A 25,821-nucleotide genomic window follows, 5' to 3' on the forward strand; every position below is an offset into this window, starting at 1 on the left:
TTACGCCCCCTTTTCCTGTACCAGCTTGGACAGGGATTGTCCGAACACCTCAAGGAAGCGGTCGATGTCTGCTTGGGTCAAGGTGAGCGGCGGTAGCAGACGGACGATTGTTTTTTGCGTGATGTCGACTAAGATGCCTTGATCCAGCAGGTCTTGCTGAAGATGGCGTGCCTGCTCTGGAGAGAGCTTGGTCTGGATGCCGAGCATCATGCCTTTGCCGCGTATCTCGCTGAACAGCTCTGGGTGCTGATCCACCAAGGTCTGGATACGGGTCCAGAGGTAGTTGGCATTGTCTTGGGACTGTTGGACGAACGCCTCATCCAGCACGACATCAAGCACCGCATTGCCGAGGGCCGCACTGAGTGGTGCCGGAGCAAAGGTTGTGCCATGATCACCTGGTTTGAACAGATTCATCAGCTTTTCATTGGCGATGATTCCGCCGAGTGGCAGACCCCCGCCGACACCTTTGGCAAACAGGATCAAGTCCGGTGTGATCCCTGCATGCTGATAGGCAAAAAAGCGTCCGGTACGCCCCATCCCAGTCTGAATCTCGTCGATGACCACGAGCGTGCCATGTTCACGGGCAATCTGCTCAACGGCCTGTAGATAAGACTCCTCCAGCGGAATCACACCACCGGAACCAAGCACAGGCTCCATCAGGACGGCAGCAGGCTGCTTGTCCTTACATACCGCGCGGAGTTCATCAATGTTGCCCACTTCGATCTCGTAGACAGGGAAATCAGGCTGTGGGAAGTCTTGATACACATGTGCTTGACGGGTCAGGCGCAGAGCACCGAGGGTACGTCCGTGAAAGCTGTTTTTCAGTACGACGATGCCGCGGCGGCCCCCGCCATGCTGTGCTGTCCATTTGTGGATCAGCTTGATTGCCGCCTCTGTCGCCTCCGCTCCGGAGTTGGTGAAGAAGACTCTTGCCGTACCGAGGGATTGTTCAACGAGACGCTGCGCCAGCGTAATGGCCGGCGTGTTGAGAAAGATGTTGGAGATGTGCAAAAACTTCTCACCCTGCTCATGCAACGCGCGGACAATCGCCGGGTGGGAATGTCCAAGTACGCTTACCGCAAGCCCGGTGAACAGGTCCAGATACGATTTGCCCTCGACATCGTAGAGGTAATTGCCCTCCCCCTTCGCGATGGCAATAGGCAAACGGCTGTATGTGGACATCATATATCTTTCATCTAATGAACGCCAATCCTCCAAGGGAGGTCGCCTCCTTTAACTTAGAGCTCGCGAAGTGCCTGCATGATTTCGGTTTTGGATTTGGTTTTTTCGTCGATTTCTTTGATGATGCGGGCAGGTGTACCTGCTACTACTACGTTAGCTGGTACGTCTTTGGTTACGACAGCACCTGCAGCGACTACAGAACCTTTCCCTACGCGCACACCTTCGAGTACCACTGCGTTGGCACCGATCAGTACGTCGTCTTCGATGATAACAGGGGTTGCGCTTGGTGGCTCGATGACACCTGCGATGACAGAGCCAGCACCGATGTGGCAGTTTTTCCCGATGGTACCGCGTCCGCCGATGACAACACCCATGTCGATCATGGTGCCTTCGCCGATGGAAGCGCCGATGTTGATCACTGCACCCATCATGATGACAGCGTTGTTACCGATGTGAACTTGGTCACGGATGGTTACGCCTGGTTCGATGCGGGCTTGGATTCCTTTGGTATCGAGAAGTGGGATTGCAGAGTTGCGGCGGTCGCTCTCAACCACATAGTCTTCGATTTGAGCTTTGTTCGCTTCGAGCACTGGCTCGATTTCTTTCCACTCACCGAAAAGTACGCCGACATTGCCGGTGATGAAGGTTTTGGTATTCGCACCGAAGTCGATGCCTTCGAGTTGGCCTTTGATATGTACTTTCACAGGGGTTTTCTTTTCACTTTTTGCGATAAAGTTAATAATTTCGTGTGCATCCATCATAGTCATTTTGTTTTTTCCTCCTGTTGATTGGGGTATTTTACCTAGCTACAACGTTACGTGACCAGCAAAAAAAATGCAATGAGTTAAATACGTCGGATACGCATACTCATTGCACGTCACTTTTTACTAAGTAATTTACAAAAATAGCGCTCCACGTATTATTCTACGTGACAGGATGCCCGTTATTCACGTACACCCCAGCCGGCTTAAGCGATGGGAGCTTACTGCCGACTTCGGCGCATAGGCCTTTCTCTCCCCTCCTCTCCCATCTGTCTGTTGGTGGGGGATACTCATCCGTTGCGCGCCTCTATTTCATAGCTTATGGAATTGCTCTTTACTTTAGCAGATGGATGAGAAAGTGACAAGCCAGAAATGACCATCTGAAAGGGGAAAAATCTGGTATCGGGAGGAGGTATGCCTGCTTTGGTGGAAGAGGCGTGGCGGCTGACCATCTGCGCACCTTGTGCAAAACCCTGCGAGGAAGTTGAGACTGGCCGCTGTGGAACCAGCAAGGGCTTGGTCGGGGCAAAAGGTTCGAGGAAGCTGGTTCAAGCGAAGGGGTTGCCCCTGGGTGGTTCAGGGAAGTATGTTACGCCCTTGCTGGTTCCACAGCTGGGGTTGGGGATTGCAAGAGGCTTGCAGGTGGTCAGCCGCCTCGCCTCTTGCCGAGCGTTTGTGTTTGCCTACCTTCTAGAACCGCCTCTATTCTCTCTTCCGGCCCCTTCTGCTGTCCCTGCTTTCATTTCACTTCCTAGAGTAATGTTGATATTAGATGAGGACAACGTACCTTGTACGGTGGACAGTGTATAGGATGTATCACTGGTTATGTTACGAGATACTTAATCACTGGATGTGAAATCAGGTTTCGATCACGATAGGTCTGGGTGATCGCATCACTTTTGGTACTTAGAATTCCATTCTGCAAAATGACTGTTGTAAAGCCTCTCTCGATCGCACCATTGTACGTGAACAGAACACAATGCTCTGCCGCAAAGCCGGCGATCATGACCAACCCAACACCATTGCTTGTCAGGATTTGTTCCAGTTCCGTCTTCCAGAATGCGTTCGAGTATTCTTTGGTCATGCAGATATCTTGTGGAGCTACCTTGATTTCTGGAATAAACGCGAGTAAATCAGCGTTCGTTTCATCGGCTCCCTCGGTGTCTTGAATGTGTATGACCAGATGATCCTTGCTCCGAAGCAGGTCGGCCACATAGTTGATGTATTCGCACGCTTCTGCGACATGGAGCGCTTCCTTTTGACCGTCTAAAAAGATCTGTTGCATGTCAATGACTAAAAGTCCAATTTTCATGATTTCCCACCTTAGATGAATTCATCGTATTCAAATCATTTCTTTTCCCGGAAGCTCGGTCGAATCCTATATCCTACAGTTTATAGCTTTATTTACCAATCTACAACGTTCTTTTGACGGAACAACGGGGATTGGAGAAACCCTATTCCCATCGGATGACCCAGATCATTTGACGAATTGTTGGTAATTTGTGACAATGAAAATGGTATGGAAGCTGCTGTTTTCAATTGATCGATCAACTAATGCAATGGGAGGGTATGTATGACGACAAAAACTCACTCTATCATCAGTCAGACTGAAAACTACGGGGCAAGTAACTACCATCCACTTCCAATCGTGATCTCCAAAGCCCGTGGGGTATGGGTGGAGGACCCGGAAGGCAACAAGTATATGGACTTGCTCAGTGCTTATTCCGCCCTCAATCAAGGGCACTGCCATCCGAAGATCATTCAAGCGCTCAAAGACCAAGCAGATCAAGTCACCCTGACCTCCCGTGCGTTTCATAATGACAAGCTGGGCGTTTTCTATGAAAAATTAGCTGCTTTTACCGGCAAAGAAATGATCCTGCCGATGAACTCCGGTGCAGAAGCCGTCGAGACAGCCATCAAGGCAGTTCGCCGCTGGGCATATCACGTGAAAAAGGTACAGAACAATCAGGCTGAAATCATCGTTTGCGAAGGCAACTTTCACGGCCGCACGATCACCATCACGTCCTTCTCCTCAGACGAATCCTACCGCCGTGGCTTCGGACCGTTCACTCCGGGCTTCAAGATCATCCCATATGGTGACATCGACGCACTGAAGGCGGCGATTACGGAAAATACGGCTGCTTTCATGGTCGAACCGATCCAAGGCGAAGCCGGGATCATCATCCCACGTGATGGCTTCCTCCGTGAAGCACTGCAAGTCTGCCGGGACAACCATGTCTTGTTCGTTGCAGATGAAATTCAGACCGGGTTTGGGCGTACAGGTAAAAAATTCGCCTCCGACTGGGAAGATGTCACACCAGATGTATATATCATGGGCAAAGCACTCGGCGGCGGCGTACTCCCTGTCTCTGCGGTCGCAGCCAACCGTGATGTACTCGGTGTATTCGAACCAGGCTCCCACGGTTCCACATTCGGCGGCAATCCATTGGCAGCCGCAGTAGCAATCGCTGCCTTGGATGTCATCGAAGAAGAGCAGCTGGTCAAACGCTCCTATGAGCTTGGGCAATATTTTATGGAACAGCTCAAACAAATCAACAACCCGGATATCAAAGAACTGCGTGGCCGCGGCCTGTTCATCGGCATAGAGCTGCATGGGCCAGCCCGTCCCTACTGTGAAAAACTCAAGGATGTCGGACTCCTCTGCAAAGAAACCCATGAGACCACCATCCGTTTTGCACCACCGCTCATCATCTCCCAAGAAGAACTGGATTGGGCAATCGAACGGATCAAGGCCGTGCTTCATACGAGCTAGACGTCTGGTCTAAAAAACAGACAGACCGTCGACATCTCCTGCCACGCAGGGTGTGAACGGTCTGTTTTTCTTATCCGCTTATGTATTAATAAAAGTAGCCGAGAATCAACAAGCTAATCGCGACCACGAATGGTGTCAGCGCAATTCCTACCCAGGCCATCCATTTCTTCGCAGGATTCCCGATCAGCAGATATGTAATGGCAAAATAAAGGGTTAAGGACATCGAACCGCCCGCTGTGAGCAGTACCAATGACATAAACCTGTCTCCTACGTAGTTGGTTGCCCCATAGATGACCCAAATCACCCAGAGGATCAACACCACAAACCCGATCAAAAATGGTCTTCGCATCTTCCGTATGTTCTCTCCTTTGTCAAATCAGTCCCACTATTATACTACAGAGACCTGACAAAAGAAAAAAGCACTGGTTAGAGTGCCCCTGTCCGTTATTTTTTCTTATCATTCAGAAAACTCAGATCAGCATCTACCCAGACATACTTTTTATCGTGATCCAGAGTATCTGCCTCAATCCCGCGGTAGACCGCATAGGCTATCCCACCCGAAAAGACCAGAAAAACAAGTGACGCAAGCACTGACATGACAAGCATAATCCCTACCCCTTCCCTTATTTGGGTCTTATGTTTTATATGTATGACAGAAGGGGTGTAATATTCACAAAATTGTAATAAATGTGTCAGCATCATTTCAGCATCTTATCCCGCTCCTGTTGACGAAGAACCAGCTGAATGAAGTTTAAGACACTGAATAGATCACGGAAAGCATAGTTGGGAAGGCGAATTCCATCCGGTGTATGAATGTGAAACGGCTCCGTATCTGTCTGAAGGTGGGGCAGGTCATGTGATTCACTGTGAAACTTATAGATGACCTGCTTATTACGGTCTTCCCAGTCATACCAGAATAAGAGACGCCCCTCCCTGCTTCTCCATTCTTCTGTCACATAAAGTCTGGAGAAATCAGAAAAAATAAAAACCTTTTGGACAAATCCAGATTGCTCCAAAACATCTTCCGTCTCAAGAATCAGGTCACGAAATACTTCTTTTATAAGACGGAAGTTCGAACCATTCCTAGACAATTCACTCACTCCTTCATTGATCGATCCTGTAACCTCCCCATCAGATACTTCCACGCCAATAGCCCGTGGCGCTCTTCGCTTGTCAGATTAGGTCTCGTGGCCAGTACTTCATAGGAGTCTGCCTGAAATTTGATTTTAAGGTTCTCAATTTCGTTTTCAATGGACAAGGACTGTGTTTCTTGGCCTTTTTGCTGTTCCTCCACGTACATCTCGGCAATCCTCCGAATGGTAAACCGCTCTCCAGTGGGGGAAATCCAGATCGCTTGTTCTGGTATACGGGTGTGTTGATGCTTGGCTTTGTCTACCGGTTTTTCATATTGAATCCGATCATTCTTCAGCCATTTGTGTATCGTCGTGATGGATACTCCGAAAAATTGAGCGAGTTCACCTGTTGTATAAGTGCGAACACTGTGACTGAACCCTTGTGGAACCGCATGTGTCTCCTGCTGCAGGGTGATGAACAAGTATTCCAATGCCAGCCGAGGATTCCCCGCCCCAAACCTCAGGATTTCTTGGGCTTTTGGCAGGAATTTTTGCTCAGAGTCAATTCGGGACAACAGTCTAGAAAAAAAGTCATACAAGATCTGGCTGTTCACTTCCTCTGCTAACAACTGTTCCATTGCTTTCGCCTGATCGCTTTCAGTGACTGTAACTCGATGGATGGTATTCATACAATCACAACCCCCTACGATTTTGATTCTATAAATTGATAATACCTGATACAAGTTATTTTCTCAAACCGAACATAATCTAAACTTAAACCAAAATAAAATACATAAACACAAAAAAGGGACAGCCCTTCCGGCTCATCCCCCCTTCACTCTCCGCCTTTATTCCACATCACCGGGAAACTCTTTCATCTTCGTGCTCTTCCAGACAATCTCGCCCTGCTTGTTGATATAACAGAACGAATAACCCCCGTCCTCTTCACGGATCACTTCATAGGCCAGGCCACGCTCAAATACGCCACCGCTGGCAAACTGCGGCTGAATCACCATTTTTCCAGTCTTGTCGATGTAGCCGTATTTGCCGTCTACCTTCACGGCGGCCAGACCTTCGGAGAATGGCAGGGCGCGTTCGTACTTCGGCGGAATGACAAAGGAGCCGTCTTTATTGATGTAGGTGGCTTTGTAGCTGCCATCCACTTCTACGTACACATCTGCCAAGCCTTCCGAAAAAGCACCCGGTTCCCAGACTTTTGGTCCGATCACATATTGACCACTGGTATTGATCATCCCAAAGCCTTGCTGTTCGTTTTCAAATACAACAGCCAATCCATCGCGGAACGGGTTAGCGATGTCGTATTTAAACGGAATCACAGTAGCCCCCTGTTTGTCGATAAAGCCGGCCTTGCCACTCTGATAGACCACACACAGACCCTCGTGAAAGCCCCAGACCGTCTCATACGCAGGTGGAATCACCATCTGTCCGCTTGCGTCGATGAAGCCGTATTTGCCGTCCTTCTTCACCGCGGCCCGGCCCTCGACGAAGCTTCTGGCATGCTCAAAGGTCGCGGGAATCACCATCTGGTTTTGTTTATTGATGAATCCGAAGGTCTCGCCCTGTTTGACAGCGGCCAGTCCCTCCACGGAAAAATGATCGGCGTCCTCGTATACCGCCGGAATGACCACTTCGCCTTTTTCATTCAGGAAACCGTATTTGCCGCCTTGCCCAAACATGGCCAGGCCATTATGGAATTCCCCCACGACATCGTAGGAAGGCGGGATGACGACAGTGCCATTCTGATCGATAAAGCCGTGCTTGTCTTTTTCCTGGATGGCATACAACTTAAGCTCTGCCTGCTCCTCTTGCTTGGCATGCGCTGCTGTCTGTTGGCTGGGAAGCTCCGTCAGAGAGACTGTAAATGGGAGTGACAATGTGACTGCGAGGAATAATGTGCTGATGGATGCTTTGTTCATGAAAAGCCCGCCCCCTTTTCCTTATTTCGCGACGTTTACCTTATTCTTATTTCATAAGACGTGACTTTTGGCCAAATGCTTCAATGTGCTCGGTCTTTTTTATAGGATGACCTTCACACATCCTGTTTATGATATAATAGGATATGATTCCTATTTTCGACTGACGGAGATGAACACATGTGAAAGAACTGTTGAAGAACACATCGCTTTTTGAAAACTTGAATGACTCCGAACTCACCAATATAGCCGATATCGCTATCCAGCGCAGCTATCCTGCAGGGACGGAGCTGTTTAAGCAAGGTGACTCCGGCGATACCTTCTATGTGGTGATCAGCGGTTCTGTCAAGGTGTTCAATATCACCAAAGACGGACAGGAGAAAATCATTGCCATCTTCCGCTCCGGGCAAAGCTTTGGAGAATTTGCCCTGATTGACGGAGAGCCCCGTTCAGCCAGTGCCACCACCATGGAGGACTCGGTATTCATCATTATTACCCGCGAGACATTTTTCAGACTCTTGAAAAAGAATTTTTCTCTCTCGCAAAAATTAATTGAGCTGCTGGTCAAACGGCTTCGCCGCACCAATGAGCAGGTGATGGACCTCGTCTTTTTGGATGCACGGACACAGACGATCAAGACCCTGATTACGCTTGCCAACGAACACGGACAACGCGAAGAGGGCACGGTCAAGCTGAATGTCCCCGTCACCCCCGCCGAAATCGCCAGCTTGGCTGGAATCCCCCAAGACATGGCAGAAGAAGTCATCCGGGAATTGTTGCACCGCCAAGTATTAATTCGCCGCCATAATTTTTATTATCTAAATACGGCCGCCTTATTAAATAAGTAAAAGAATCATCATCTACATAAGCATATGGTTTAATGACGTGCCTGCTTCGGTTCCCGACCGGAAGCAGTTTTTTTATGTTTAAGATCAAACATGTAACTTATGGGAAGACTAGGATTTTCACTATTTATGTAGAAATATGTATAAACACAGCACTGATAAAGCAGGTGATCAACATGGCGCAGACAAGATCTCATCATACGCATAGCGATACAGCGCAGACAACAACCGAAGAGAACGCGTTTTTAGCCGCGTTGTTCGCTGCCAATCCTCATGCCGTCTATTCGTTAGATACGGAAGGAAGGTTCACCCGGGTCAACCCTGCCTGTGCCGAGTTAACCGGCTATTCGCGGGACGAACTGCTCGGTCAACCATTCCTAGACTTAATCGCAGATAAAGAGAAAACAAAGCGGATGCGCGGTTTTCTGCGCATGCAGAAATACAGCAATGATCAGCCCCATTTCATACAAATCCAGCACAGAAGCGGAAACGTCCTGGATCTGTGCGTAACGCATACCCCGCTCATCGTCGAGGGTGTAATCGTCGGTTTTGCCGGAACGGCGATCGACATGACCAAATGCAGAGAGAACCAGACCAAGCGTGAGCAGCAATTGCTGCGTGCCAATGAGGAGTTAAAAAACACCTTAAAAGAACAGCAAGGCATGACGGTCAAGTTCAAAAAAGTGAATGACCGTTTTATCTATACCTTTGCAGAAGGCCAACTGTTCCAAAAGATTGGCATCGACCCCAAACGGCAAGTTCTAGGAATTGCGATGGAAGAGCTTTTGCCAGAGAGTCTGGTGGAATATAAACGCGGTTTTTATCAACGGGCCTGGTCTGGTGAGGTCGTCAATTATGAAGGAGTGCTCGCCGGGTTTCCTTACACAGCCTCCCTGCAGCCAGTCTTTTGGGAAGGCAAAGTGATCGAGGTCCTCTGCTCGCTCGTCGATATCAGTGAGTTAAAGCTCAAAGAGGAAGAATTACGCGAAACCAACGAGCTGCTGGAGTCTTTTATCCAGCATACAACCGAAGCGATTCATGTCACAGATCTGTCCGGCCATGTGTTGCGGGTCAACGACAGCTTTGAACGGATGTTTGGTTACCGCTCCGATGAGATTCTGGGGCGGCGTACCGAGTTGTTGGTACCAGAGAACAAGCGAGATGAGCTGTATGACTTGCGCAGACAGGTGGCAGACGGCCATTCTGTCAGCCACTTCGAGACCGAGCGCATCCGAAAAGACGGCAGTCTGTGCATGATCAGCCTGACCGTCTCCCCCATCCGTGACATGGAGGGGAAGGTAATCGCTCTAGCCGCGATTTCCCGTGACATCACCGAGAGAAAACGGCACGAAGAGCAGATCCGTATGAATAATGCGTACCTCGAATCATTTATCAACCATACGGCAGATGCGATCGGGGTATTCGATCTGGAGGGCAATCTGGTTCGGGTCAACAAAGCTTCTGAGGAAATCTTCGGTTGGACGGATCAGGATATCATCGGCCGCAAAGTCCGCACCATCCCCGACGATAGCTATATGCAGGAAGTCAATTACCTGCAAAACATCGCACGCGAGGGCCTGAGCGTCAGAGGCTACGAGACGATCCGGCAAAAGAAGGACGGTACCTTAATTGAGGTTAGCATCACTTATTCCCCGATCAAGGACGCCGACGGCAATGTAATCGCCTTCGCCAACATCCTGCGCGATATCACCGAACGGAAAAAAGCCGAGCGCGACCTGCGCGAAAGTGAGGCCAAATACCGTCTGATTGCCGAAAACACCTCGGACATGATCTTCCTGCTCGATGCCGATACGCGGGTGCTGTATGCCTCCCCTTCCTTTGAGATGATTTTTGGTTATCCGGTGAAAGGGTATGAGGGCAAACGTGCCTTTGACAGCATATGCCCCGATGACCAGCCATCCGTCTTGGAAAAGTGGCAGGAGTCGCTCATCACCAAAAAGCCGTTTGAAGTGCAATACCGTGCGCCCCATAAAAATGGCACAGAAGTAGTTATCGAGTCCCGCATCATGCCGATCACCAACAAACTCGGCAAGGTGGAGAATCTGGTCGTCGTCGCCCGTGATATCACCGAACGGCAAAAGACGGAAGAGGTCTTGCGCAACTCCGACAAGCTCTATGTGATCGGCGAACTGGCTGCCGGCATCGCCCATGAAATCCGCAATCCTCTGACCTCCATCCGTGGATTTATTCAACTGCTCAAATCGATGTATACCGAAAATGACTTTTATTTCTCCATCATGCTGTCTGAGCTTGATCGGATTAATTTTATTGTGAGTGAACTTCTTGTGCTCGCCAAACCACAGGCCTCCAACTTCAGAGACAACGATCTGGGCCAGCTCATCCACAATGTGATCATGCTCGTCGACACACAGGCGATCATGAATAACATCCAGATCTCCACCATCATGGATTCCCCGCATTACATGATTACCTGTGAAGCCAATCAGATCAAACAGGTGCTGATCAACCTCATCAAAAATGCAATGGAAGCGATGACAGAGGGCGGTCAACTGATCATCCAGACCGAAAAGACAGAGAACAACCACGTCATGCTCCGCATCATCGACCAAGGCTGCGGAATCCCTGAATCGCTGCTGGTCAAATTGGGACAGCCGTTCTACACCACCAAGGAAAAAGGCACAGGTCTCGGACTGATGATCAGCAAGAAAATCATCAAGGATCATCACGGCGCCCTGCACATCACCAGTACAGAGGGCGTTGGTACCACAGTAGAGATCTGTCTGCCGCTTACTGATGCTGTTTGGATTAACAGATAATCCTAGACAAAGGAACTACATTCTCGTAGTTCCTTTTTCTCGTTTTCTAAGAAATTAATATGCAATATGCAAATACGTGTTTAACCATGTTACAATTCGGGTAACTATTGTTGTAACAAGCCTATTGTTTATCAATACACAAATCTGATTGCTTACAAATACAACTCAGATTAAAAAGGAGATTAGAAACCTATGAAAGCAACCGGAATCGTAAGAAAAGTAGATGAGCTGGGTCGTGTCGTCCTTCCAATCGAACTCAGAAGAACCTTTAATATTGATATCAAAGATCCAATCGAGATTTATGTTGACGGTGAAAAAATCATCCTCAAAAAATATCAGCCATCCTGCGTATTCTGCCAACAAGCAGACAACGTGACTCACTTCAAAGGCAAACTTGTATGCTCAACCTGCCTCGAAGATGCAAGCCAACAGGTAAAAGTACTCTAGGAAGAACAATCACTGCACCCAAAAAAGAAAGGCAAGACTGCTGTCCAATCATCTCGACTTCTTGAGAAGAGAGATGAGGAGGAGCGTCTTGCCTTTCTTTTTTTAATTAGTTTCCATGAATTTTTTTATAGCTCTCCACAAATTGTTGAGCCTCATCACTGACGGCCGCCCAGTCATCTAACGCACTGTCCAGCCTAATCCGGAGAATAAAAGGAGACAGGTCCTCGTCAGTAAGCTTCTCCATCTGATCAGTGATGGCACCTAAGTCCCCTGATATGCCATCCCAAATACCATGTACCTTTTGCACGATCGGAAGTAACGTGCTCTGGATCGTGTCGATAAAAGGCGGGATATCGGATAGTTGAAAGAGTTGTGCCATGTATTGTGCCAGATAGATGGCGAGTGGACCTAAGGCGAACATCCCTGCCACGAGCGTATATTCAGCGAAGTCCTGCTCTAATGTGTTATACAGGTTGGTTAATGTATCATGAGAGCTTTGCAGATCGACATAAAAGTCATGCAAGGATGAAATAACAGGCTGAACCTGAGCGTAATAGCTCTCAGATTGGGCTTTTAAGCTATTACATATCTGAATAAATTTTTCTTTCGTTTCGGGAGAAATCTTTCCTTGGCGAGCTTCTTTGATGATTTCATTGATATCGTTTCGATATTGCTGATCGATTACCTTGGCATAATCGGCAATGCTTTGACCCAGCAAAATGATATTATCATGGTTACTGTCCCGCCAGACTTGACAATCATTTTTATACTTCGCCAAATAAGAAACACATGCTTGAACATCACCTGAAAACGTACCCATATGAACAAAGGTGTACCAGACGGTTCCCGCGAATGGACCAAACTTATTTGTAATTTGTTGTTGTAGTTCATCTAAGCTGGACGGTGATGAGATAAAGATTTGCACGTATTCGTAAAAAACAGTCCATTCTTGGGTGGATAATACAAAGGGGCTGTTCTTCCCCCCTAATTCAGATGGAAAAAAAGAGTATTCTGCCATGATGATCTCCTGCCTTTTGTGGAATGGAGACCCCCCTGCCGTAAGACAGGGGGGTCTGAGCTGTACCTCTGTACGTGAGCAGATCGCAGACGCTGCTTCTTAGATCACGGATACATCCGCATCGATACGGAACATCGTGATTTGGTCGGTAATGCTCTTCCACATGTCAGCAGCCGTGTTCAGATGTACTTTATCAAGAAAAGCACTATCTACGTTTTGTTGCAGGGTGGTATTATCGTAGTTCGCGATTTGGGCAAGGTCCTTGCTTAAACCATCCCACAGGCCTTGAATTTTTTGGATGACAGGGATCGCTGCGGCCATTTCTTGGCTCAATTGGTCGCTGTACTGATCAGCCGCTTGCAAGAGACCGCTAAAGCTTTTGTCTCGTTTGAGGGTATCCTCGTCTTGTTGGATTTGCTGTTTAACCCCTTCAATTTGTTTTTCCAACGCAGTTCCTTTGATGGCATCTGCCACTTTGTTGGAAATAAAACCAAACAACGGGCCGAACAGATAAAGCAATTTCGTAATGGTCTCATATTCAGAATAAGCTTTTTCCAGCTTTTTCAGTTGGTCGTTGAGACTGTCAATCTCGTTTTGCACGTTTGTTACTTCTTGGCTATTGGCACCGTATGCATCATCCAGCTGCTTTTTCAATGTAGTCAACTTGGTGGAATCTCCCTGTGTGTCGACATAAAATTGATGAACCTCGGTGTATAGCTCCTTGGCTTCGTCCGCGTATCCTTGCGCCTGTTTAGCCAAATCAGCGGCTCCTGAGCGGAAATCGTCCATCGCATCGGTATTCCCTTTTCTGATCTCATCAATCAATGGTGCCATCGCTTCATAGTACTCAGGGGCTTCGATGGAGTAGGTTTTGATGGAGGTGGCGACATTCAGCATCTTCGGGTACGTGTTTTTTTGCCAGTTATAGGTGTGATTTTGAATAGAAGAATACACTGGATAGATCTCGGCAAAAGCAGGCGGGAATGGAATGGATTGATCCAGCACCAGCTTTTCACGTATTTGCGCTTCATTGGTCGGCAATTCAATTCCATTACCCGTGTATCGTTGCAGCGTTACCCAGTCAGCTGCCTTCAGAATGATTTTTTGCGTACTGCTATCAACTAACTCACCTGGACCAAAGTCGGCTTTTGCCTCAGCATTTAACAAGCTTTGGATTTTTGCAGATACGGATGGATTCATGATATAACACTTCCTGTTCTCGTTTATTTTTTAGGTGGAATTCATGTACCATCACTATATCTGACAGAATAGTCATATGACCATTTACCGAAGTAAGGAGTTTTTAGCGGGAAGTCATTGACGTGGGCTTACTCTTTTCATTGTCAGCATCCCTCCTGCAAGACAGCCTCCCTAATCCGCTCTATTCTTCTCTCCCATTCCTCATATTCCCCCTCAAATAATCCAAAACCCAGCTCTTTCATCAGATGAAAAAACGCACTTGCACCCTCTGTCAGCGCGAGCAGGCACTCACGCTTGGGGAAGCTCCACTCTGCCTGAATCTGACCATCTCCACCCTTTACATAGAGAACCAACTGTTCTTTTGCATTGGCACTGGTATTTTCACTTTCACTCTCGCTCTCCGTCCCCCACACCTTCAGGCCAAACCCTGCCGGTTGATAGGTGAAAGTGGCTTCGACAGGAGTATGACCGACCCCGCACAGTGTCTCCATTATCCCTACCAGATTCGCCCAGTACATATCAAGACTGTCCCAGTACCGGTAACCTAGTGCCGATTGGCCGTACCCGTCTGTAATCACAATGGTGCCGGGGTAGACCGGATGGGTTTTATCGATTTTTGCACCAATCGCTTCACGCTCGTGCAATCCAATCACATACCGTTCTGGATGCTGCACGACATCACCTTGATCATGCATCACCGCATCCGGCTTGAGAAAATAAGATTGTACCCGTACCACAGAATTCATCCCTTCACACCTCTCCCCGTTTTTCACAAAACAAAAAAACAGGAAAGCCTGCACACAGCGAAGCTTTCCTGCTTTACCCATGAGATATACAAGGTCAATCGATTGATTAGCGCAGGTCGTAGCCCAGGCCCCAACCGTTCGGATACATGGTGATGACTTTACCGCCTTTGATGATCAGCTTAACAGAACCGCCGCTCACATAACCGTATACGGCAGTACCCGTGCTTGTGAAGCCGGAAGAAGACACAGTGGTAGCGTTGGAGCTGATCGTGTTAGACATCGCGTTTTCAAGAGTAGCGAAGCTCGTGCCTGGATTATAGAGGGACTGGGTGCTGGTGATGCTGCCGTTGAAGTATTCTGGCACGTGGCGCGCGAGGATATGAGTCATACCGTAACCAGTGCAATAGCCGTACTCAAGACGTACGTTTTTGCCGCTTACAGGGAAGTTGCGAAGAAGATTAGCGGAGCTGTTGGCTACACCATAGTAGTTGGTGACAGCGGTGTTAACAGAGGAGCAGGTTTTGTAAGTATAGCGGGCACCTGTTGGAATATAGTCCATGTAGCTGCTGTAGAGATTCCAGCTGTAGGTCGCATCAGTTGCAACCGTGCTTTGCGGCGCAGCAGAAACTTGTGCGCTAGGTACAAGAACAGTGAAGAGTGATGCCGCTGCTACGAGGGCTGAAAAAGATTTCTTGATGAAATTCATAATTCCAAACTCTCCTTACAAAAAAAATTGATTGATGTAATTTTTTACACTTTTTAAAAGTAACTGATTTGTTAATTAAATGCAAACTTTTTTTGCATGTAATTTGTAAGCTTTTTGTTAACACGTTTATAACTCTGCTATAATAATGGAAGATTATACACGATATGGAGGAGTATCGGCACATGAACCTGACTCAATCCAAGAAAAAGCTTCTCCCCCACCTGCTGTCCATTATTCCCGTCCTACTGGAACACCATATAACGCTTTTACGAAAATTTGACGGGACAAAGCCTGATATCGAGGATGTTTCCAATCGTTTTCGGAATAATCTGGTTTTTCTGTTTAACGCGGTCTTCCTCGATGAAGCCGGCTTCGCTCTGGCTAAAGCAGAGACAGAGGAGGATACCTACCAGCGCGGCAAATACTTTGGCCGCAAGACCTGGTCTACCTTGCATACGATCCTCGAGATCAACCACCACTCAAGGTTGAAGCTCCTGCATTATGTGCTCGAATGTCTCGCCCATGAGCCGGACCATCAGGTGAACGGGCTGATCATCAAGCGTCTCAATGAACTGCTCAGCATCCGGCAAAAAAGCTATGTGGTCGGCTATCTCACGGAAAAAAATGAGCAGATGAACCATCTCCATCAGCAAAAGATTCAAGTGATGGGTCAGATGGCTGCCGGAATGGCTCATGAGATCCGCAACCCGCTTACATCTTTTCAAGGTTTCCTGCAGCTGATGAAACAAAACATCGAACGCGGCCAGACAGACCCCGAGGCCTTTCTGCGCTACCTGAATATCTGTCTGGATGAGGTCAAAACCGTCGAAGGTGTCGTCTCCAACTTTCTCATCCTCGCCCGCAAAAACGAGGATGTGGAGAACCAGCTTCATCCTCTGGAGCTTCGAACAGTTCTCAACCGCATCCATGAATTGACCAAACATTTTGTCATTGAAAAAGATGTCCTGCTGCAGTTTCACTTCGATGCAGACAGCTACTGGATCCGCGGAGTCCCCTCCTACATCGAGCAAATCGCACTGAATCTGATCAAAAATGCGGTGGATGCCGTCCCGATCGGCGGTCAGGTGATGGTCAACACCTGCCAAGATCCTACCGGAAAATCCGTAACCATCCAGATTATCGATAACGGCTGCGGGATCTCCCCTAAGCGCATGCTGCATCTCTTTGAGCCCTTTTACACAACGAAGGAAAAAGGTACTGGCATCGGTTTATCCGTCTGCAAAAAGCTGGTCGACGAGATGGGCGGCACAATCGAACTGGTATCGACAGAGAACATCGGCACCTGTGTGGAAGTCAAGCTCCAGCTAGAAGCCGTCGGTCAGGACAAGGCCTAAAGCCGAGCCTGCCCGAACAGTGTGCAATCGCTCCAGTACGCCCGGTTTACGATGCGGATGCGGTACACTGACCAGTTCGGGATCAAGCAATCGTCTCCACACCAATCGCGGGCAAATATCCCAAGCATTCACCTAGCCGCTTCACCAGCAAGGCGTCGTCTTCTATGGCGCCCTGCTGTTTTGTGTGTCCGGAATTGGGCTTATCGTCTGCTCCTTCGCTTCGTATTTCTTCTCTCCCCGATAAATCACCGGTCTCCCCGTCTGTGTCCCACTTGTACCTGCCCCAGCACTCTGCCAGCTTCGAAATCAGTATGCAATAACCGTTAAAGAAGTTATACCACACCTATTTAGGATAAAAAAAGAAAAAAAAGCACCCGTTTCGGATGCCTTTTAGACAAAATTCTTCATTTTCTGATCTTATTCGTTACTCTTTTATTCACGAAAATAAAAGGATGTGATAAAATGTAAACCGAACGCAATTTGAACAAGGTGAGGAAACAGGAGTGTATGATTATCACAAAATGAGGATAGATCTGCGCTCGCAAGTCTTGGAGGCAATGGGACAAGCCGGCCTCATCGCAAAGACACTTGCTGAGCGGGTTGAGATGAAGCCATCTGCGATGAGCAAGTTCTTGCATAACAAACAATCCATTAAGCTGGCGCAGCTAGATTGTATTACCGAGGCACTTGGTTTACCTCATGCTTGTCTTTACGAGAGTTATGTTGGAGAATGCTACAATGAGGAGACCCAGCGTTTCCGGATTGAACGGTGCAAGGAATTCATCCTCCATTGCTATCAGGCGGGGGTGTTGGAGTTGGCTCAGTCGCTTCTGGACGCACTGCTGGAAGAAAGCAAAAAACACCTCAAAGTCGTCTTTGAGATTGCAGAAGAGTTATTCGCAACCCAGCACTATGAAGTTGCACTTTCGCTGTATGAGCGGATCCGCTTGATTGAGACCAACCTGTTGGCGGATCACTTATCGGTCAGCTATCTTCGCTATTTTCAGATCGTACGCCGCGAATTCCATAGAGCGATTGAACCTGCCATTGATTTGGAGCGGTTCCTTCCCCATCTGCCTACCCGCGAAACCAGAATGGTCGCCTATCTGACTCTCGCCCGACACTATCACGTGATGAGTGACTGGATCAAGATGGAGCTGTATGCAGACCTGCTCCGTGAAACCGCATACGGACACGATGACAGTATGTACGGGTATGCCCTCGTGCTCAAAGGCGGTGCGCTCAACGAACAGGCCCGCTTTGAGGAAGCGGTCGTGATCTGTGACCAATACGCCGAGATCAACGATGAATTCAGAGAGTTTGCCCGCGGCAACAAGCTCATCTACCTGGTTAATATGGGCAAACAAGAGTATATTAATGACTTAATCAGCTATGCCATCCGCAGTAAAGAAATTGAGGGCTCGTTTAAGCCGATCATGCTTTACTTATGGAAACATAATAAGACGGAAGAATTGGGCAGATACATATCCACGGTTGCCCCCATCCTGCAGCCGGTCAAGAATCTGACGAGTCCTCTGCAGCAAAAGTATTACCTGTATTTTTACTATTTTAAATCTCTCTATCATTTTGAGGTGAACCAACAGGCAGAAGCGATGGAATCTATTCTGACCGCCCTGCAGCTGGCCGATGAGGTGCAAGATTTTCTGATGATGAAACAAGTAAATGCCCTCTACCTCAAATATTCTGATTGTGCCACCTCGGAACAATCGAAGAGATTCATAGACAGACTATTAGAAGGAGGTGATATGGATATGAAAGCAAAAGTATTTACATTTGTTGCTGCTCTGGTTGTTACTGTAGGCACAATCAGATGGGAAGATTTCGGCATCGGTTACTAGTCTGTAACCAAAACACAGGGGCTTGATCAAATGGGATGTGTCGATCTCAGCCGATTGCTCATCCCAGTCCGTCAGTTGGCGCTGACGGATGAAGCCCTTGTTGTTCCCTTTCTGTTACGCTTCACTTGTTTTCACATCAATTATATAACTAATGTGGATATTCCACAAGCACTCAACAATGTTGAGTGCTTTCTTTTTTTAACATTTCCGCGACAATCGGAGAATTTATACTATTTTCTATTTTTTCATAGGGGTCAATTCCGAGAAAATGCAAGTAATTTAGTAAAGTAGTTAATCATTTACATGAAAATTACATGCTTAAAAAGAAGAGGTGAATGGGAGTGCTGCAAACGTATGACCCCCACCCCATCCGGATCGAGCTTCGGCAACGATTGCAAGATATGCTTGCTGAACGAGGTTGGAAACGGAAACACCTGGCCGCTGCGACTGGTCTTGAGCCTGTGACGATCAGTAACCTGCTAAACAACAAACAGGCACTACAGCTCTATCAGCTGGACGCGATCACTAGTGCCTTTGAGCTGCCAAAGGGTTTTTGGTACAAATATTATGTGGCGGAATGCTGCAATGAAGCTGGTCGCCTGCGGCCCGGTAAAATTGGACGGTTCGTGCTTCGTTGTCTGAAGCTGGACAAGCACGTCGTCATCAGCCATCTGCTGCAAATTCTGCTTGAAGATGAGGATGTTCAGCGTATTATGAACATCCTGCTCGACATCGCCGAGACGATCTATCATTCCTCGCTGCGCCCACTCGCTCTCCCCTACTATGACAGGGTGATCGACTTGGAGACGAAGCGGGGCGAACGGCTTGCCATCTGTTATTTTCACCGTTTCCTGATCGTGCGTGAGCAGAATTTCCGCAGATTGGGCGTAGAGGCACTGCACCGGCTGGTCGAGTATCTGCACCTGTTGCCAGAACACTATCAGGCAGAAGATGACCGTGGCCGGATCGTTGAGTCCAACTTGCGCTTGGAAGCCTACCAGGAAGTGCTGGCCTATTATCAACTGCGGGGAAATTGGCCGAAGCTGAAGCGGTATGCTGAGGAATTGGAAGCACTTGGATTGGAAAAGGGGAAAGATGAGTACCTGGGGGAAGCTCTTTTGAATAAAGCGACAGCAGAACGGGAGATGGGGCAAAAAGAGGAAGCCCTCACCTCCCTCACGAGATGCGCGGAAATCTCTCCTGCCTATGCCCGACTGGCAGAAGGCGGTACCTTAGCCACCCTGGTCCGTAACGGACAGATCGAGTATGTGGACCAGTACCGGGAATGGTGTCAGACAGATGAAGAGCTCTTCACGATGCTGCCACTGGGGATTTGGGCCTATTTGCATTTAGATATGCTGGATCAGGCGAAGCTGCTCCTGACCGAATTTGATAAAAAAGCGGAGACGATGTGCCAATCGGAAACCTTTGCCTGGAGCAGAGACTGCATCCGCTTCCTACAAGCCAGAGCGACATACTACTTCCGTACGAGGGAGCTGGACTTAGCCATGCAGGACACTGCTTCCCTCCTCCACTTCGCCAAACGTCTCGGTGATGTGGAAGTACTGACCAAACACAGTGAATATATGCTTCGGATGCTCTCACAAGTCTCCCAAACATCAGAATGCATCCCTGAAACAATCAGTGCGTGCCCCTCTGTCCTCCAAGAAAAAGGGACACGCTACTCAAACTGAACAGGAACATTTTACAAAATAGGAAGGTCGAAGGGCAATGATGAAAAGGTACTAGTACATTCGTCTAGTATGATACATAAAAAGTTTCTCCTGCTCCTTAAGTTGAAGAATTCGCGAAACATTTGTTACAATCAGTCTATATAGAGATACGAAAGATTCGACCTTGGGGGTTTGAACAAATGAATATGTCACATTCCATCCGGCCAGTCGCTCCACCCGATCATGTCACCTTCGCTTTGAGCTCGACGGAAAAGCTACGCGGAATTCAGCTCACGTTTCCCTATAAGCTTCTTGGGACAGAGCGCAAAGATGAAATCTATCTGTTAGTCAGACAGGAACACGGAGGCAAGCTCCAGATGCTGTTGCATTCAGTTGGTTGCGCCTACCAAATTGTTTCATAGAAAAATAGCAAATAGGTAATAGATATGAGCTGCAACCTGTGAAGTGATAACAGGGTTGTGGCTTTTTGGCTTGAACATGAAAAAATGAGCCTCCAGCATCATGGCCGGAAGCTCATTTTTTATAGTTGGCCCAAAAGAGGTGATTCTCTTACAGGCTGTTGAAGGTATCGGTCAACACAGGAACGATTTGTTTCTTACGGGAAACAACGCCTGCGAGTACTGCTTTGTTATCCACCAAGGATACGTTGTACGCTTTTTCCACAGCATGTGCTGCACTACCAAGCGCGATCCCCACAGAATCATTGTTGATGATGTCGGTTACCACGAAGAGGAAGAGGTCGAGACCCTTCTCGTTGATGATGTTGGTGAGCGCATCTTCTAGCTCTGCTTGGCGGGAAAGAACGTCATTGACATCAACTGCGTTGACTTGCGCGATTTCTACTTTGGAGTTACCCATTTGGAATTCTTTGGAGTCAAGGGAGATCAGTTGTGGGATGGTTTTGTCGCTCAGGTCTGCACCTGCTTTGAGCATATTCAGACCATATACTTCGAGTTCCACACCAGCGATTTCAGCCAGTTCACGCGCTGCTGCTACGTCTTCATCGGTGCAGGTTGGGGATTTGAGCAGGAGAGTGTCAGAGATGATCGCAGACAGCATGAGACCTGCGATTTCTTTGGTCACTTCCACGCCTTTTTCTTTGTACATTTTGTTGAGGATGGTGGTGGTGCAGCCTACAGGCTCAGCACGGTAGTACAGAGGGCCACTTGTCTCAAAATTGGCAATACGGTGGTGGTCGATTACTTCCGTTACAGTGACTTGGTCGATGTCATCTGCGCTTTGTTGGCGCTCGTTGTGGTCAACGAGGATGACTTCTTTCACTTCAGCAGCCACTTTCTCCACGAGGCGTGGTGCACTCACTTGGAAGTAGTCGAGCACGAATTGGGTTTCGTTGCTTACTTCGCCGAGGCGGATTGGCTCTACGTCTTGACCCAATTTGGTTTTGAGGTCAGCATATACAAGTGCAGAACAAATGGAATCGGTGTCAGGGTTTTTGTGTCCGAAGATAAATGCTTTTGCCATGGTTATGACTCCTTTTTGTTAAGTATTAGCGTGAAAATTATACCATACAATCAGAGATAATCCCAACCAAAAAACACGGAGAAAAATCCAGTGAAATCTAGCAGTTTTTAGGTGTTGCATTTTACTGGAGTGGTTCCAATGATTGGTTGTTTAGACATCATCGGATGAAATTTTTGTATATAATGAATTTATGACTTTATACCATATAAGAAATACATAAGGGTTGGTTGTGCCTTCAGGGAGGAAGAACATTGTCCAAGATTCGGCTGGAAAAAGCGTCATTCCAAAGAAAAAGCGGGGATTCGACCGCTTCGATCTTTGCGGAAATCACTCTGGAAATACAAAAACAAGAGATTGTCTGCCTGCTGGGTCCGTCTGGCTCGGGGAAATCTACCCTGCTTCGCTGCATCAATCGGTTGGGAGAGCTTAGCTCGGGACATGTGTGGATAGATGACCGCTCGATTTTTGACCTGCCTCCACAGGAGCTGCGCAGAAGGGTCGGGATGGTGCTGCAGACCCCTTCTCTGTTTGACCTGACCGTCTGGGAAAATATCTCTTATGGCCTCCGATTAAAAGGGGCTTCGCCGGCAGATCAGCAGAAAAGAGCACGGGAACTGATCCGGCTGGTCGGCTTAGATGAGCAGTTATTGACACGCGAGGCACTGTCTCTCTCGATCGGACAGCAGCAGCGTGTATCCATCGCGCGGACGCTCGCGAATGACCCGGAGGTACTATTGCTCGATGAGATCACCTCCGCTCTGGACCCGCAGTCGGCTCGGATTATCGAGGATTTGATCCTGCTGATCCGCGATCAACTGGGGAAAACCATCATTCTGGTGACGCACAGTATGCACACCGCCAAGCGGGTCGCCGACCGGATCGCCCTGCTGATGAATGGCAGGTTGGTGGAATATGTGGAGACGGAGCGGTTTTTCTCTCATCCCGAGCAGGAGGAAACGAAACAGTTTTTGGCTGCTTTTATGGCGGAGGAGGGTGCGGAATGGAAGTAAGCTATTGGGGTGTGGGGTTGTCTTCTCTCGTCGTGGTCGCAGTCATCGCCATCGCCCGCTATCTGCGGCTGGGGATCACGCTGGAGCTGGCCAATGTGTCGGTTCGGGTGTTTTTCCAGCTTCTCTTGATGGGATATGTCTTGACGTATGTATTGAATGCGGAGCATCCGCTGGTGATTTTTTTCATACTGGTAGGGATGGTTGTGTACGGGGCCTATACGGTCAGCAGACGGGAGAGTATGGTTCGGCGTGCTTTTTGGATTACGTTTATCAGTATTTCGGCCGGGATTTTTCTGACGCTTGGGATCATTCTGCTTGGTCAGGTGATTGAACTGAAGGCTTATACGATCATTCCGGTGGTCAGTATGATCATCAGCAACAGTATGAACGGGGTCAACGTGATGATGGACCGGTTAAAAGGCGAGATTCGTTCGCAAAAGCAGCAGATTGAAGCGGCACTCTGCCTGGGGGCGTCAGCCAAGGAAGCCACAGAGGAGCTGGTTCGGACGGCGATTCGTGCGTCGTTCATCCCGACCCTTAACCGGGCGCTGACGGTGGGGATTGTGACTCTGCCCGGCTCGATGTCTGGGATGATTTTTGCCGGGATTAATCCGCTTGCCGCGGTGAAGTATCAGATGTTGATCGAGTATGTGATTATTGGGTCGGCAGCGATTTCGATCTTTTGCTCGGCATTTTTGAGTTATCGGGAGTTTTTTACCAAAGAATTGCAGTTGCGGGAATAGTAATGCAAGAAAGCCGCCTTGATTTGGGCGGCTCTTACTATTTTTACTCATATTAAATCGAAATCAATATCACCTCATACTGCCCCAGAAACTCTTTGACCCCCGCCACATCCACCTCGTGATGAATATGCATACTCACCCACAGATCATTCGGCAGATCATCAGCGTACTTGGACAGAAACCACTCCTCCTCTAGCGTATGCTCCAGCAGCTCGGCTTCGTCCCACTCCCGCTCCTTCATGGCACGCAGGATTCCCAGCAGATCCACATCCCCTTCGATCTCGATGCGGCCAAATGCGTCCGGCTTCGCGACCGATAGCCCCATCGCACGCAGCATCCATACTAGTGTCCTTGCGATAGTAGTACCCGTGAACGTATCGAACCTGTATGTGTTCCTGTTTTTCCAGATGACCCGCTGAAGGGCGCTAATCTCATAGAGCTGATAGGGCTTACGCAAGACACGCAGGACATCTTGCGCTTCTTCGTTGGCATACGCGATGGGCTCGGATGAACAGAGTATTTCCATGATCTTTTCCGGGATGCGCTTATGTAATTTGCCGGCTCCCCCCATATAGCGCGGAGGTTTGGCGTTGACCGCTTGGCTGACGAAGATCTTGCTTTTCTTCACGTCGATGGATTGGATCGTCCAGAGCTTCCCGGCGAGGATGATGTTATCTCCCTCGGACAGCATCGCCTCTTTATCCAGCTGCCCGATTTTCTTGATGCCATCGTAGACCTCATATTCATCATTGGTCATGAAGACAGAATAGAATTCCTTGCTGCGCAGGATTCGCTCTCCCTCAAGGCCGACGATCAGCTCTTGGCTGCCTCGGACGACTTCGAGTATCTCCTTTTCTACCATGTGCATGATGAGTGTGTGCATGTCATAGAGGCGTAGGCTATGGAATATAGGATGTTTGCCCAACCGATCAAGCAGGCTCTCCCGATCGATGCCATTGGTCTCTTGGCAGATGGAGATAATCTGGTGAAAAAGCACATCGTAGGGGACCGGATAGCCTCTCGCTGGTTCGATCCACTTCTCCAATAACAGCTCCATGACAGCCAGCGCCTGTAGCAGCTGATCGTTCGTGGTGGTATAGAGCTGCAGGTATTGATCGGTCTCCTGCTTTCGCCCAGAGCGTCCGAGCCGCTGCTTGAGGGATGAGACCGTGAAGGTGCTGTCTACTTGGATCACCAGTTCAATCTCGCCGATATCAATGCCCAACTCCAGCGAACTTGTCGCTGCTACACTTTTGGGCGTAGTGGCACTAGCCAGTGTCTTCTCCACATATTCCCGCTCTTTTTTGTCGATGGAGGAGTGGTGGGCGTAGTAGGTTTCCCCGACATGTTCCCGCATCGCCAAGCGGTTGAGCATGACCGTCATCTCCTCTACCTCTCCTCTGCTGTTGCAAAAGATAATAGACGAGCTGTTGCGAGTCAGCTCACGGATATCGGTGAACAGCTCGATTGGCTTCTTCCCCGTCTCGTCTGCTCCGAGATGCATCAGGTGAAAATGCAGGTCTTTCCCACTGCCGGCCGCTTCGATAATCTCGACATTCTCCTGATCAAATGGATCGATCCACGACTTGACGAAGGCGAAGTTGTCCACCGTGGCGGACAGACCAATGATTCTTGGGGGCACCTTGCTATAGGCAGCTAGACGAGAGATCAACGAGCGCAACTGAACGCCGCGTTCTGTATCCAAAAACGTATGAATCTCATCAATCACGATAAACTCTACCTCGGTAAATACCGCACGTAAAAACTCGGTTCGGTTAATGAACAGGCTCTCGATCGACTCTGGAGTAATCTGTAGGATGCCTGTCGGAGCTTGGATGAACTTCTTCTTTTGATGCTGGCCCACGTCCCCATGCCAACGGTGAAGCGGCACTCGGATATGCTCGCATAGCTTCTCGATTCGTTCGAATTGATTGTTGATCAGAGCTTTCAGCGGGGAGATATATAAGACCTTGAGCGCCGTCTCACCCGTGTTCTCAATCAGGGTCAACAGGGGTAAAAAAGCTGCTTCTGTTTTACCAGAAGCAGTCGCGGATGAGATGACCATATGCTTTTTGGTTTGGATGATCGCGGGAATCGCCTGTTCTTGGATCGGCGTGAACTGCTCCCACTTCATGTCCCATATTTTCTTTTGCATAGGCTTGGAGAGTAAGGAAAAGGGGTTCATCGGTCATCTC

At 48.6% G+C, this 25,821-nt stretch carries 24 protein-coding genes and 1 riboswitch; of the genes, 10 read left to right on the forward strand and 14 right to left on the reverse strand.

Going from position 1 to position 25,821, the window contains the following annotated elements; genetic code table 11:
- The 3 genes from FGI41_RS10220 to FGI41_RS10230 form a co-directional block, all read right to left on the reverse strand.
- Positions 1-1,185, reverse strand: a complete 1,185-nt coding sequence (locus tag FGI41_RS10220) for an aspartate aminotransferase family protein (protein ID WP_139490193.1) — start codon at positions 1,183-1,185, stop codon at positions 1-3.
- A 53-nt stretch (positions 1,186-1,238) separates the two neighbouring features.
- Positions 1,239-1,949 carry a 2,3,4,5-tetrahydropyridine-2,6-dicarboxylate N-acetyltransferase gene (gene dapD / locus FGI41_RS10225; RefSeq protein ID WP_139490023.1) on the reverse strand — a complete coding sequence of 237 codons (711 nt, stop codon included), beginning with the start codon at positions 1,947-1,949 and terminating at the stop codon, positions 1,239-1,241.
- A gap of 130 nt (positions 1,950-2,079) precedes the next feature.
- Positions 2,080-2,261: riboswitch (Lysine riboswitch) on the reverse strand.
- Positions 2,262-2,766: 505 nt separating this feature from the next.
- A complete protein-coding gene (locus FGI41_RS10230; protein WP_139490024.1) occupies positions 2,767-3,255 on the reverse strand; it encodes a cysteine hydrolase family protein in 489 nt (162 codons plus the stop codon).
- Between the two features lie 261 nt (positions 3,256-3,516).
- Here FGI41_RS10230 and FGI41_RS10235 point away from each other — a divergent pair, with 261 nt between their 5' ends.
- The gene (locus FGI41_RS10235; RefSeq protein ID WP_139490025.1) at positions 3,517-4,716 is read left to right on the forward strand and encodes an ornithine--oxo-acid transaminase; all 1,200 of its coding nucleotides are present in this window, start codon (positions 3,517-3,519) and stop codon (positions 4,714-4,716) included.
- Between the two features lie 85 nt (positions 4,717-4,801).
- On the opposite strand, the gene FGI41_RS10240 is transcribed toward FGI41_RS10235, so the two are convergent.
- The 5 genes from FGI41_RS10240 to FGI41_RS10255 all read right to left on the reverse strand — a co-directional run bounded on the left by FGI41_RS10240 (position 4,802) and on the right by FGI41_RS10255 (position 7,726).
- Positions 4,802-5,065 carry a hypothetical protein gene (locus FGI41_RS10240; RefSeq protein ID WP_139490026.1) on the reverse strand — a complete coding sequence of 88 codons (264 nt, stop codon included), beginning with the start codon at positions 5,063-5,065 and terminating at the stop codon, positions 4,802-4,804.
- Between the two features lie 95 nt (positions 5,066-5,160).
- Entirely contained in the window at positions 5,161-5,322 is a 162-nt protein-coding gene (locus tag FGI41_RS24880; protein ID WP_176560206.1) for a hypothetical protein, read from the reverse strand.
- Positions 5,323-5,414: 92 nt separating this feature from the next.
- Positions 5,415-5,807, reverse strand: coding sequence for a toxin-antitoxin system TumE family protein (locus FGI41_RS10245; protein ID WP_139490027.1), 393 nt, complete (start codon positions 5,805-5,807; stop codon positions 5,415-5,417).
- A gap of 5 nt (positions 5,808-5,812) precedes the next feature.
- A complete protein-coding gene (locus FGI41_RS10250) occupies positions 5,813-6,478 on the reverse strand; it encodes a helix-turn-helix domain-containing protein (protein ID WP_139490028.1) in 666 nt (221 codons plus the stop codon).
- 159 nt (positions 6,479-6,637) lie between these two features.
- On the reverse strand, positions 6,638-7,726 hold the full coding sequence (locus FGI41_RS10255; protein WP_139490029.1) for a WG repeat-containing protein: 1,089 nt from the start codon (positions 7,724-7,726) through the stop codon (positions 6,638-6,640).
- Positions 7,727-7,905: 179 nt separating this feature from the next.
- Between FGI41_RS10255 and FGI41_RS10260 the strand changes: the two genes are divergently transcribed.
- From FGI41_RS10260 to FGI41_RS10270, 3 genes are all read left to right on the forward strand, one after another.
- A complete protein-coding gene (locus tag FGI41_RS10260; RefSeq protein WP_139490030.1) occupies positions 7,906-8,571 on the forward strand; it encodes a Crp/Fnr family transcriptional regulator in 666 nt (221 codons plus the stop codon).
- A 173-nt stretch (positions 8,572-8,744) separates the two neighbouring features.
- Complete coding sequence (locus tag FGI41_RS10265) at positions 8,745-11,366, forward strand: PAS domain S-box protein (RefSeq protein WP_176560207.1); 2,622 nt, start codon at positions 8,745-8,747, stop codon at positions 11,364-11,366.
- Between the two features lie 192 nt (positions 11,367-11,558).
- Positions 11,559-11,813: an AbrB/MazE/SpoVT family DNA-binding domain-containing protein gene (locus FGI41_RS10270; RefSeq protein WP_139490032.1), complete on the forward strand. Its 255-nt coding sequence runs from the start codon at positions 11,559-11,561 to the stop codon at positions 11,811-11,813.
- 106 nt (positions 11,814-11,919) lie between these two features.
- Here FGI41_RS10270 and FGI41_RS10275 read toward each other — a convergent pair whose 3' ends face one another.
- The 4 genes from FGI41_RS10275 to FGI41_RS10290 all read right to left on the reverse strand — a co-directional run bounded on the left by FGI41_RS10275 (position 11,920) and on the right by FGI41_RS10290 (position 15,483).
- Positions 11,920-12,831: a hypothetical protein gene (locus FGI41_RS10275; protein ID WP_139490033.1), complete on the reverse strand. Its 912-nt coding sequence runs from the start codon at positions 12,829-12,831 to the stop codon at positions 11,920-11,922.
- Positions 12,832-12,930: 99 nt separating this feature from the next.
- Positions 12,931-14,031, reverse strand: a complete 1,101-nt coding sequence (locus tag FGI41_RS10280) for an alpha-xenorhabdolysin family binary toxin subunit A (protein ID WP_139490034.1) — start codon at positions 14,029-14,031, stop codon at positions 12,931-12,933.
- A 143-nt stretch (positions 14,032-14,174) separates the two neighbouring features.
- Complete coding sequence (locus FGI41_RS10285; RefSeq protein WP_139490035.1) at positions 14,175-14,777, reverse strand: hypothetical protein; 603 nt, start codon at positions 14,775-14,777, stop codon at positions 14,175-14,177.
- 106 nt (positions 14,778-14,883) lie between these two features.
- Positions 14,884-15,483 (reverse strand): hypothetical protein, encoded by a 600-nt coding sequence (locus tag FGI41_RS10290; protein ID WP_139490036.1) that lies wholly within the window; start codon positions 15,481-15,483, stop codon positions 14,884-14,886.
- A 182-nt stretch (positions 15,484-15,665) separates the two neighbouring features.
- Here FGI41_RS10290 and FGI41_RS10295 point away from each other — a divergent pair, with 182 nt between their 5' ends.
- The 4 genes from FGI41_RS10295 to FGI41_RS10310 all read left to right on the forward strand — a co-directional run bounded on the left by FGI41_RS10295 (position 15,666) and on the right by FGI41_RS10310 (position 20,792).
- Complete coding sequence (locus tag FGI41_RS10295; RefSeq protein WP_176560208.1) at positions 15,666-16,838, forward strand: sensor histidine kinase; 1,173 nt, start codon at positions 15,666-15,668, stop codon at positions 16,836-16,838.
- Positions 16,839-17,395: 557 nt separating this feature from the next.
- Positions 17,396-18,697 carry a hypothetical protein gene (locus FGI41_RS10300; RefSeq protein ID WP_139490038.1) on the forward strand — a complete coding sequence of 434 codons (1,302 nt, stop codon included), beginning with the start codon at positions 17,396-17,398 and terminating at the stop codon, positions 18,695-18,697.
- A gap of 341 nt (positions 18,698-19,038) precedes the next feature.
- Entirely contained in the window at positions 19,039-20,391 is a 1,353-nt protein-coding gene (locus tag FGI41_RS10305) for a helix-turn-helix domain-containing protein (RefSeq protein WP_176560209.1), read from the forward strand.
- Positions 20,392-20,570: 179 nt separating this feature from the next.
- Entirely contained in the window at positions 20,571-20,792 is a 222-nt protein-coding gene (locus tag FGI41_RS10310; RefSeq protein WP_139490040.1) for a hypothetical protein, read from the forward strand.
- 148 nt (positions 20,793-20,940) lie between these two features.
- Here FGI41_RS10310 and FGI41_RS10315 read toward each other — a convergent pair whose 3' ends face one another.
- Positions 20,941-21,873, reverse strand: coding sequence for a manganese-dependent inorganic pyrophosphatase (locus FGI41_RS10315; protein WP_139490041.1), 933 nt, complete (start codon positions 21,871-21,873; stop codon positions 20,941-20,943).
- 251 nt (positions 21,874-22,124) lie between these two features.
- Between FGI41_RS10315 and FGI41_RS10320 the strand changes: the two genes are divergently transcribed.
- Positions 22,125-22,883, forward strand: a complete 759-nt coding sequence (locus tag FGI41_RS10320; RefSeq protein ID WP_218015225.1) for a phosphate ABC transporter ATP-binding protein — start codon at positions 22,125-22,127, stop codon at positions 22,881-22,883.
- Positions 22,874-23,626, forward strand: a complete 753-nt coding sequence (locus FGI41_RS10325; protein ID WP_139490042.1) for an ABC transporter permease — start codon at positions 22,874-22,876, stop codon at positions 23,624-23,626. The genes FGI41_RS10320 and FGI41_RS10325 overlap by 10 nt, the downstream gene beginning before the upstream one ends.
- A gap of 52 nt (positions 23,627-23,678) precedes the next feature.
- On the opposite strand, the gene FGI41_RS10330 is transcribed toward FGI41_RS10325, so the two are convergent.
- Positions 23,679-25,811, reverse strand: a complete 2,133-nt coding sequence (locus FGI41_RS10330; RefSeq protein WP_139490043.1) for a DEAD/DEAH box helicase — start codon at positions 25,809-25,811, stop codon at positions 23,679-23,681.
- Between the last annotated feature and the right edge of the window lie 10 nt (positions 25,812-25,821).

It is taken from the genome of Brevibacillus dissolubilis (genome assembly GCF_006170445.1).
GTDB classification, from domain to species: domain Bacteria; phylum Bacillota; class Bacilli; order Brevibacillales; family Brevibacillaceae; genus Brevibacillus_B; species Brevibacillus_B dissolubilis.